Annotated in this window: 8 protein-coding genes; 5 read left to right on the top strand and 3 right to left on the bottom strand. The window is 68.9% G+C overall.

All coding sequences use genetic code 11. The features are described from left to right. A partial coding sequence (gene dsbD / locus AC6EI8_RS19965) for a protein-disulfide reductase DsbD (protein WP_498382692.1) occupies positions 1 to 1,280 on the top strand: 1,280 nt, incomplete at its 5' end. A 55-nt stretch (positions 1,281 to 1,335) separates the two neighbouring features. On the opposite strand, the gene AC6EI8_RS19960 is transcribed toward dsbD, so the two are convergent. The 3 genes from AC6EI8_RS19960 to yihA form a co-directional block, all read right to left on the bottom strand. Beyond that, positions 1,336 to 2,658 carry a magnesium transporter CorA family protein gene (locus tag AC6EI8_RS19960; protein ID WP_498382691.1) on the bottom strand — a complete coding sequence of 441 codons (1,323 nt, stop codon included), beginning with the start codon at positions 2,656 to 2,658 and terminating at the stop codon, positions 1,336 to 1,338. Positions 2,659 to 2,668: 10 nt separating this feature from the next. Next, the gene (gene hemB / locus AC6EI8_RS19955) at positions 2,669 to 3,661 is read right to left on the bottom strand and encodes a porphobilinogen synthase (protein ID WP_150082627.1); all 993 of its coding nucleotides are present in this window, start codon (positions 3,659 to 3,661) and stop codon (positions 2,669 to 2,671) included. A 297-nt stretch (positions 3,662 to 3,958) separates the two neighbouring features. Then, positions 3,959 to 4,750, bottom strand: a complete 792-nt coding sequence (gene yihA / locus AC6EI8_RS19950) for a ribosome biogenesis GTP-binding protein YihA/YsxC (RefSeq protein ID WP_498382690.1) — start codon at positions 4,748 to 4,750, stop codon at positions 3,959 to 3,961. Positions 4,751 to 5,030: 280 nt separating this feature from the next. Here yihA and AC6EI8_RS19945 point away from each other — a divergent pair, with 280 nt between their 5' ends. The 4 genes from AC6EI8_RS19945 (at position 5,031) to AC6EI8_RS19930 (ending at position 9,896) form a co-directional block, all read left to right on the top strand. Further along, positions 5,031 to 5,690, top strand: a complete 660-nt coding sequence (locus tag AC6EI8_RS19945) for a c-type cytochrome (RefSeq protein WP_149319737.1) — start codon at positions 5,031 to 5,033, stop codon at positions 5,688 to 5,690. A gap of 147 nt (positions 5,691 to 5,837) precedes the next feature. Next, positions 5,838 to 8,054, top strand: a complete 2,217-nt coding sequence (locus AC6EI8_RS19940; protein WP_498382689.1) for a cytochrome c biogenesis protein ResB — start codon at positions 5,838 to 5,840, stop codon at positions 8,052 to 8,054. A 10-nt stretch (positions 8,055 to 8,064) separates the two neighbouring features. Continuing rightward, positions 8,065 to 9,273: a c-type cytochrome biogenesis protein CcsB gene (ccsB, locus tag AC6EI8_RS19935; protein ID WP_223819518.1), complete on the top strand. Its 1,209-nt coding sequence runs from the start codon at positions 8,065 to 8,067 to the stop codon at positions 9,271 to 9,273. 161 nt (positions 9,274 to 9,434) lie between these two features. Then, positions 9,435 to 9,896, top strand: a complete 462-nt coding sequence (locus AC6EI8_RS19930; RefSeq protein ID WP_149319735.1) for a COG4315 family predicted lipoprotein — start codon at positions 9,435 to 9,437, stop codon at positions 9,894 to 9,896. The last annotated feature ends 273 nt before the right edge of the window (positions 9,897 to 10,169 follow it).

Genomic DNA, 10,169 nt, shown 5'->3' with positions numbered 1-10,169 from the left:
CCGGCGGCCACCTGCTGACGATCGTCGCGCTGTTCTTCGGCCTCGGCCTGCTGCTGACCTTCACCCCTTGCGTGCTGCCGATGGTGCCGATCCTGTCGTCGATCGTGGTCGGCGAGCATCTGCATCGCGGCCGCGCCTTCGTCGTGTCGCTGGCCTATGTGCTCGGCATGGCGGTGGTCTACACCGCGGTCGGCGTCGCCGCCGGGCTGATCGGCGAAGGGCTGGCGGCAACGCTGCAAAAGCCCTGGGTGCTGGCGCTGTTTGCCGCGCTGATGGTCGCGCTGGCCCTGTCGATGTTCGGCCTCTACGAACTGCAACTGCCGCAGCGCTGGCAGACGCGCCTGACCGACTCCGCCAATCGCCGCCCCGGCGGCCAGATCGCCGGCGCCGCCGCGATGGGCGCGATCTCGGCGCTGATCGTCGGCCCCTGCGTGACCGCGCCGCTGGCCGGCGCGCTAGCCTATATCGCGCAAAGCGGCGACGCCTGGACCGGCGGCGCCGCGCTGTTCTCGATGGCGATCGGCATGGGCGTGCCGCTGCTGCTGGTCGGCGTCGGCGCCGGCAACCTGCTGCCGCGCGCGGGCCGCTGGATGGAGGCGACCAAGCGCGTGTTCGGCTTCCTGCTGCTCGGCGTCGCGCTGTGGATGATCGGGCCGGTGCTGCCGGCCTGGCTGTCGATGCTGGGCTGGGCGACGCTGCTGCTGGTCGGCGCGGTGTTCCTGCGCGCCTTCGACGGCCTGGGCGCGGACCCGCATCCGGTGGCGCGGCTGGGCAAGGGGCTCGGCGTGCTGTCCGCGCTGGCGGGCGCGATCCTGCTGGTGGGCCTGGCCTCGGGCAGCCGCAATCCGCTGCAGCCGCTGTCGCATCTGGTGGCGGGCGCCCGAGACGGTGCGCCGGCGGCCGTGGCGGTGCGCTTCGAGCGGATCCGCTCGGTGGCCGAGCTCGATGCCCGCATCGCGCAGGCCAGCGCCGCCGGCAAGCCGGTGCTGCTCGACTTTTATGCTGACTGGTGTGTCTCCTGCAAGGAAATGGAGCGCTTCACCTTCAGCGATCCGCGCGTGCAGGCGCGGCTGGCCGACGTGGTAATGCTGCAGGCCGACGTGACCGCCAACAATGCCGACGACAAGGCCCTGCTGAAGCGCTTCGGCCTGTTCGGCCCACCGGGCATCATCCTGTTCGGCGACGACGGGCGCGAGCTGCCGGTGCGGGTGATCGGCTATCAGGCGGCGGGACGCTTCCTGGCGAGCCTGGAACGCGCGTTCGGGCCGGCGGGCGCCTGACGCAAAGCCGGGGCCTAAGCCGGGGCCAAAGCCGTGGCCTGCCCGCGGCCCCGAATCACTCCCGCCACAACCAGCGGCCGACCGCCCACATCGCGCCGATTCCCACCACCACCGCGCCCATCAGCCAGATCGACCACCAGAAGCCGCTGGGCTCCTGCAGCCACGGCATGCGCTCGAAGTTCATGCCGAACACGCCGGTGATCAGCGTCAGCGGCATGAACAGCGCGGTGATCATCGTCAGCATCCGCATGGTGCGGTTGGTCCGGTGCGCGACCGCCGAGAAGTGGATCTGCACCGCGGATTCGATCGAATCCTCGAGGCGCCGCGCATGCGCCAGCACGCGGAGGATGTGTTCCATCACGTCGTTGATGCGCACCAGCAGCACTTCGTCGCGATCGTTGGCAGTGCCGCCGGCCGGGTCGCTGTAGGTGTTGTCGAGCAGGCTGTCGCGGAATTCCTGCAGCGCGTCGCGCTGTTCCTCGCACAGATGTTCCAGCCGGCGCAGCTGGATGCGCGCATCGAGCAGGCCCTCCCAGCTGGAAAAGCCGCTGCGCGCATTGAGCAGCGCACGCTGCCAGCGGTCGAGCTGGCGCGTCAGCGGCGCGCGCAGTTCGAGATAGCGGTCGACCATCGCGTTCAGCAGCCGCAGCATCAGGTCCTCGGGACGCGTCGGCGGACGGATGCCGTGCACCAGCGCCGTGCTGCCATTGGTGCGGACCTCGGGCCGAGGCCCGCGTGTCAGCTCGAGCAGCCGCTGGCGGACCTGCTCGATCGTGCGCGACTGCCCGGGCCGCACGGTGGCCAGCACGTGGTCGAACACGAAGAACGTCACCGGCTGCGTGTCGATGCGGGCGAGCGCGGGCAGGAAGCCGGGCGGATGGCGGCGCGGCTTTGTTGCCGGGGCCGAGGCGCCGGAGGGACCGGCGGTGCCCGCCGCCCCCGTCGCCGCCGACGTCCCCGATGCCCGCGCCGCGGTGTCCGCTCCGCCGTTGTGCGGCGCGCGACTGTTGCCGGCACCCGTGCCGGCGTCGCTCGCATTGCCGCCCACCGCCGCCGGTCCCTCGCTGCCGGCCTCGGCAATCAGCCGGCTGGTCTCGAACGTCAGCTTGCGGAAGATCACCATGTCGTAGGCATGCGTCGTATCGAAGAACGACGGATGCGCGGCATTGGTGGCGTCGGCCAGATGCAGGTCCAGCACCGGTGCGCCGGTCAGCGTCTGCAGGTTGTTGCGCCAGGCCGACGGCGCCGCGCTGACTTCGGCGAGCGTGCAGTCGACCCAGACGAAGCGCGGCGCGGCCTGTTCGGCGAGAAAGGCGCGCGCGGCCTCGAGCGAATCGAGCGGATGGACCTGGCTGGCGGAAAAACCGAGCAGCTGCATGCGCGAGGGATCAGCGCGCCAGCAGGCGGGCGGCGTCGAGCGCGAAATAGGTCAGGATGCCGTCGGCACCGGCGCGGCGGAACGCCAGCAGCGATTCCATCATGACCTTGTCGTGGTCGAGCCAGCCGTTCTGCGCGGCCGCCTTCAGCATCGCGTACTCGCCGCTGACCTGGTAGACGTAGGTCGGGAAGCGGAACTCGTCCTTGACGCGCCGGACGATGTCCAGATACGGCATGCCGGGCTTGACCATCACCATGTCGGCGCCTTCCATGATGTCCTGCGCGACTTCGCGCAGCGCCTCGTCGGTGTTGGCCGGATCCATCTGGTAGGTCATCTTGTTGCCCTTGCCCAGATTGGCGGCCGAGCCCACCGCGTCGCGGAAGGGGCCATAGAACGCCGACGCGTACTTGGCCGAGTACGCCATGATGCGGGTGTGGATGTGGCCGGCATCCTCGAGCGCATTGCGCACGGCGCCGATGCGGCCGTCCATCATGTCCGACGGCGCGACGATGTCGACGCCGGCCGCGGCCTGCGTCAGCGCCTGGCGCACCAGGATCTCGACGGTCTCCTCGTTCAGCACGTAGCCGTCGGCATCGAGCACGCCGTCCTGGCCGTGGCTGGTGTACGGGTCGAGCGCGACGTCGGTCAGCACGCCCAGTTCGGGGAAGCGGTCCTTCAGCGCCCGCACCGCCCGCGGGATCAGTCCGTCGTCGCGGGTCGCCTCGATGCCGTCGGGCGTCTTCAGCGAGGGATCGATGACCGGGAACAGCGCGATCACCGGGATACCCAGCTGCACGCATTGCTCGGCCACCGGCAGCAGCAGGTCCACCGACACGCGCTCGACGCCCGGCATCGAGGCGACGGTCTGGCGCTGGCCCTGTCCGTCGAGCACGAACACGGGGTAGATCAGGTTGTCCGGCGACAGGCGGTGCTCGCGCATCAGCCGGCGCGAGAAGTCGTCACGGCGCATGCGGCGGGGGCGGAATTCGGGGAAGGTCGACATGGTGGGATCGTCAGTCAGGGGGACGGCGGAGCGCGGCGGGCCACGATACCTGGGCGATGGCAGCGTCACGGCGAAGGGACCGGATGTGGCAGGGGCTTGGCCTGCCGGGCGGCGGCGTCCCGCGTCCAATAAAAAACTAAACTTTTGTGCGTGCCCGCTATCATACTCGCGGACCCTTTGCGTTGCGCCGCGTGCGTGGCGCGAGGTCCCCCGCTACTCCTCCCTGAGCGGGTACCCGCCTCGCGGCGGGAATATTCCCCCCCGTTGCTTGCAGCGGGGTTTTTTTTGCGCGCTCGCTTACGACGGGGTGCCGTCGCCGCCCGGCTTGCGGTCGGACTCGCCGGGAGGCGTGCTGTCCGGCGCGTCGTCGCCGGCGGCCTCCGGCGCTGCATCGTCCGTTGGCGATGCAGCGGCCGCCGGTGCATCGTTGGCCGCCGGCGCCGCGGCAGGCTGCGCCTCGGGCAGCCCCAGCCATCCGGCGATATGGCGCTGCGCCTCCTCGATGCCGCGGCGCTTCAGGCTCGAGAACAACTGCGCGGTCAGCAAGGGCGGGTTCTCCAGCTGGGCTGCATAGTCGGCCAGCACGCGGCGCGTCTCGCGCAGCGCCAGCGCATTCTCGCTGCTGGTCAGCTTGTCCGCCTTGGTCAGCAGCACGTGGATCGGCTTGCCGGTGGGCAGAAACCACTCGACCATCTGGCAATCGAGATCGGTGAAGGGCCGGCGCGCATCCATCATGATCACCAGCCCGGCCAACTGCTGCCGGGCCTGCACGTAGTCGCTCAGCAGCGATTGCCAGTGGTACTTGGCCGAGCCCGACACCTGTGCGTAGCCGTAGCCCGGCAGGTCGACCAGGAAGGCCAGCGGATCGGGTGCCTTGACCGGCGCCACCGCAAAGAAATTGATGTGCTGCGTGCGGCCGGGGGTCTTGGACGAGAACGCCAGCCGCTTCTGGTTGCACAGCACGTTGATGGCGGTCGACTTGCCCGCATTGGACCGTCCGGCAAAGGCGACCTCGGGCACGGCGGTGGCCGGCAGGTCGCGCAGATGGTTGACGGTGGTGAAGAAGCGGGCCTGGTGTAGGAGAGACATGAGGGAGAGGCAGGGTCGGGGAGGCCCGCGCGGGAGTGCGCCAAGCGTCTATCCGAGAAGCGATTTATTGTACAATACCGCGGTTAACGGCCTCCCGGCCGGGTGGCGTTCGACGTTCTTTTGGCCTTGTTGGCGGCCGGCATGACCTGATATTGCCGGCCGGCAGTGGTCTGCCAACGGGTCTGTCCTGTCTTTTCGCCCCAATGCGCGTCCTCACCGCAGGCCGGAGGCTGACCGGCACGCGATAGCGAATTCAAAACAATTCAGACAAGGTGTGCGAATGAATGGCATTGCGAAACTTGTGGCTGTCGTAGCACTGGCCTTGCCGGCAACGGCCTTCACGGGTCTGGCCTCGGCCGCCGAGCAAGCCGCCGTCAAGGCGGACCCGGCCAAGGGCGAGACCCTCTACACGCAGGGCGCGCCGGATCGCAATGTTCCCGCCTGTTTGAGCTGCCACGGCGCCAACGGCAACAGCGGCGCCGCGGTCAATCCGAAGCTGGCCGCGCAGCATCCCGAATACAGCGACAAGCAACTGGCCGACTTCAAGGCCAAGGTGCGCAACAACCCGATCATGACGCCGATCGCCTCGCAGCTGACCGCCCAGGAAATGCGCGACGTCGGCGCCTACCTGGCCCGCCAGACGCTAAAGCCCGCCAGCGCGAAGAACAAGGACACGATCGAGCTGGGCCAGAAGATCTACCGCGCCGGCATCGCCAACAAGGGCGTTCCCGCCTGCGCGGCCTGCCATGGGCCGGCCGGCGCCGGCATCCCGGCGCAGTATCCGCGCATCGGCGGCCAGTTCTCCGAGTACACCGAGGCCCAGCTGGTGGCCTTCCGCCAGGGCGGCCGCAAGAACAACGCGGTGATGGCCGAGGTCGCGGCGCGGATGTCCGATGCCGAGATCAAGGCGGTGGCGGACTACGTCGCCGGCCTGCGCTAAGCTCACCGGTAGCCCCGGGCCGGCCGGCCCTCGCCGGCGCGGTGCGGGGGCGCAACCAACCGGACCGGCGATAATCGAAGAGGGTGGCCCGCGTCAGCGCGCCTCCCTCTTTGTCTTTTGCGCCCCGCGCCTTCAGCCTTTCCTGCCATGCCGACCGCTTCCACTTCGGGCCTGCGCCTGAAGACCCCCCACCGCCTGCTGCGCGATACCGTCGAGCTGGTCTCGTCGATGCGCTTTGCGATCGCGCTGCTGTCGGTGATCGCGATCGCCAGCGTGATCGGCACCGTGCTCAAGCAGAACGAGCCGTACGCCAACTACGTGAACCAGTTCGGCCCGTTCTGGGCCGAGCTGTTCCACGCGCTATCGCTGCAGAAGGTCTACGGCTCGTGGTGGTTCCTGCTGATCCTGGCCTTCCTGGTGGTGTCGACCTCGCTGTGCCTGGTTCGCAATGCGCCGAAGATGGTGGCCGACATGCGCTCGTGGAAGGACCATGTGCGCGAGCGCAGCCTGCGCGCCTTCCACCACCGCGTCGAGTTCGATGCCGCGCCGTCGCGCGCCGGCTCGGTGCAGCGCCTGGGCGCGCTGCTGGCCAACCGTGGCTATCGCGTGCGCCAGGTCGAGCACGACGGCGCCACGCTGCTGGCGGCCAAGGCCGGCGCGGCCAACAAGCTCGGCTATATCCTCGCGCACGCGGCGATCGTGGTGATCTGCATCGGCGGGCTGCTCGATGGCGACATGCTGATCCGCGCGCAGATGTGGTTCGGCGGCAAGACGCCGATCCGCGGCAACGCGGTGATCAACGAGATTCCGCCGCAGCACCGGCTCTCCAGCAGCAACCCGGGCTTTCGCGGCAACGCCTTCGTACCGGAGGGCGCGACCGTGTCGACCGCGATCCTGAACGTTGCCGACGGCGCGCTGGTGCAGGACCTGCCGTTCACGCTGACGCTGAAGAAATTCATCATCGAGCATTACTCGACCGGCATGCCGAAGCTGTTCGCCTCGGACGTGGTAGTCACCGACCGCGCCACCGGCAAGCAGACCGCCGCCACCATCAAGGTCAACGAGCCGCTGATCGTCGACGGCATCGCGATCTACCAGTCCAGCTTCGAGGACGGCGGCTCGCGGCTCAAGTTCGTCGGCTATCCGATGCAGGGCAGCTCGGCGAAGTCCTTCCCGTTTGCCGGCACGGTCGGCAACAGCGCGCCGCTGCAAGGCACCGGCACCGCGGTCGATGCGCAGGGGCTGGCGGTCGAGTTCAGCGACTTCCGGCTGATGAACATCGAGAACGTGACCGATGCCTCGGGCAAGGCCGATGCGCGCGGCGTGGCGACGCGCCCGCTGAACGAGCGCATCGAGGCGCGCCTGGGCGCGGCCGCCAATCCCGAGCGCGAGAAGCAGCTGCGCAATGTCGGCCCATCGGTGCAGTACAAGCTGCGCGACCGCAACGGCCAGGCACGTGAATTCCACAACTACATGGTGCCGGTCCAGCTCGACGGCCAGTCGGTGTTCCTCGCCGGCACGCGCGATACGCCGAACGAGCCGTTCCGCTATCTGCGCATTCCGGCCGACGAGCAGGGCAGCGTGGCCGACTGGATGCGGCTGCGCGCGGCGCTGCAGGACAGCGCACTGCGCGGCGAGGCCGCCCGCCGTTTCGCGCTGGCGTCGATGCCGGGCGACGACAAGGCCGAGGTGCGCACTCAGCTGGCCGAGAGCGCGCGCCGCGCACTGGACCTGTTCGCCGGCGCGGCGCGGCACGATGCCGATGCGCCGCCGGGCGGCTTCGCCGCGATCGCGGCCTTCCTCGAGCGCTCGGTGCCGCAGGCCGAACAGCAGAAGGCCGCCGACGTGCTGCTGAAGATCCTGAACGGCTCGATGTGGGAGCTGTGGCAGCTCGCGCGCGAACGCGCCGACCTGCCGGTGGTCGCCAACAGCGCCCAGAGCGGTGCCTTCCTCCAGCAGGCGATCAACGCGCTGTCGGACAGTTTCTTCTACGTCGCGCCGGTGTTCCTGCAGCTGGACGACTTCCAGGAGGTCAAGGCCAGCGTGTTCCAGATGACCCGTGCGCCTGGCAAGAACATCGTGTATCTTGGCTGCCTGCTGCTGGTGCTGGGCGTGTTCGCGATGCTCTATATCCGCGAGCGCCGCGTGTGGGTCTGGGTCAAGGATGCGCAGCCGAATGCGGCCCAGGATGCCGCGCCGGACGATGGCGCGCCACGCGCCGCCGGCAGCCACGTGCTGATGGCAATGTCGACCCAGCGTCGCACCCTGGACTTCGAGAAGGAATTCGCCGCGCTGCGCGAGGACGTGCAGCGTGCCGCGGCGGCAGCGCAGGACGCGCCGCCCGCGGCGCCGGCGACACGGTAGGGATTTCGTCATGTCTTCCAATTCTTCCAAGCTGCACGCCCCCGCCAACCCCACGGCGAACGAAGGGCACGCCCCGGCGGCAGTGGACACCTCATACCTGGAGCCCTCGTTCCTGGGCCGGCTGTCGTGGCTGGACTGGCTCTACGCGCTGTTGCTCGTGGTCGGTGCCGGCATCGGCCTGGCCCGCTACGGCCAGTGGATGGACGGCTACGACAAGGCGGTGCTGATCGGCGCCGTGCCGACCTTCGCGCTGCTGGGCTGGCACTGGAAGCCGGTGCGCGCGCTGATGGCGGGCCTGGCCGTGCTGGCGCTGCTGGCCGTGCAGCTCTACCACGGCGAACTGGCGCGCGCGGAGCAGGCCTTCCTGCTCAAGTACCTGCTGTCGAGCCAGTCGGCCATCCTGTGGATGTGCGCGCTGGTGTTCCTGTCGACGCTGTTCTACTGGGGCGGCCTGCTCGCGCGCTCGCAGACCGGCTACGGGATCGGCCACAAGCTGGCCTGGGCGGCGGTGGTGCTCGGCTTTACCGGCATGCTGGTGCGCTGGTACGAGTCCTACCTGATCGGCCCCGATATCGGCCATATCCCGGTGTCGAACCTGTACGAAGTGTTCGTGCTGTTCGTGCTGATCACCACGCTGTTCCACCTGTACTACGAGGGCCGCTACCGCACCGGCGCGCTGGGCCCGTTCGTGATGCTGGTGGTGTCGGCGGCCGTCGGCTTCCTGCTGTGGTACACGGTCAGCCGCGATGCGCACGAGATCCAGCCGCTGGTGCCGGCGCTGCAGAGCTGGTGGATGAAGATCCATGTGCCGGCCAATTTCATCGGCTACGGCACCTTCGCGCTGGCCGCGATGGTCGCGGTGGCCTACCTGCTGAAGCAGCGCGGCATCCTGGCCGAGCGCCTGCCCGCGCTGGAGCTGCTCGACGACGTGATGTACAAGGCGATCGCGGTCGGCTTCGCCTTCTTCACCATCGCCACCATCCTGGGCGCGCTGTGGGCGGCCGAGGCCTGGGGCGGCTACTGGAGCTGGGACCCGAAGGAAACCTGGGCGCTGATCGTCTGGCTGAACTACGCCGCCTGGCTGCACATGCGCCTGATCAAGGGCCTGCGCGGCGCGATGGCGGCGTGGTGGGCGCTGATCGGGCTGTTGATCACCACCTTCGCTTTCCTTGGCGTCAACATGTTCCTGTCCGGGCTGCACAGCTACGGCGAATTGTGATCGTTGTGATCTGAAGCGCGCTTTTACGGCGTGGAAGCGAGGAAACCTGCCCTTTCGGGCAGGTTTTTTTGATTGGAAAGGGAATAAAGCGGCGCCTGAGGGTGTTTACTGGGAAACACGGCGCCGGTGGGCGGCGCCGACCTTTCCTGGAGACAGACATCATGGCCCTCTCGCGCCTTACCGCTTCCGGTCGTCTTGCCCTTCCCCTCACCGTCGCCGCCGCCATCCTGCTGACCGCCTGTTCCGGCATGGGCATGGGCTCGGGCAGCAGCAGTGCCAGCGCCAGCAGCTCGGCCAGCACCAGCGGCAACATGCCGCCGACCGTCAAGGTCAGCAACGGCGTGCTGACCGACCCGCAAGGCCTGACGCTGTACACCTTCGACCGCGATACCGCGGGCAGCGGCAAGAGCGTCTGCAACGGGCAATGCGCGGTCAACTGGCCGCCGCTGCTGGCCCAGCCCGGCACCTCGGCCACCGGCCAGTACACGATCATCACGCGCGACGACGGCAGCCGGCAGTGGGCCTATCGCGGCAAGCCACTGTACCGCTTCGCCAAGGACACCAAGCCGGGCGACCGCACCGGCGACAAGGTGATGAACGTCTGGCACATCGCCACGCCGTGAGGTGACTTAACGCGGTGCCGTGACCCGGTGACGTGACCCGGTGACGTACCGCGGCGACGTAAGGCGGTGCCATAAGCCATCGGCGACGGGCGCCGCGGCCCGCCGCACCAAAGGCCGGCCGGCCGGTCCAAACTGTGCCGGCCCGGCGCGATCCGTGGGACCGCCCGGCGCGCCGGCGCTCCGCCAAGCAAGGAACGACGATGTGGATTCCCTCTCCGAAATGGCTGCGCGGCGACGACATTCCGTCCAGCGAGATCACGCCGCCCGAAGCGT

The sequence above is a fragment of the Cupriavidus sp. R6-3 genome (assembly GCF_059772245.1).
The sequence above is the reverse complement of the archived record's forward strand: the minus strand, read 5'-3'. Positions and strand labels throughout refer to the sequence as shown.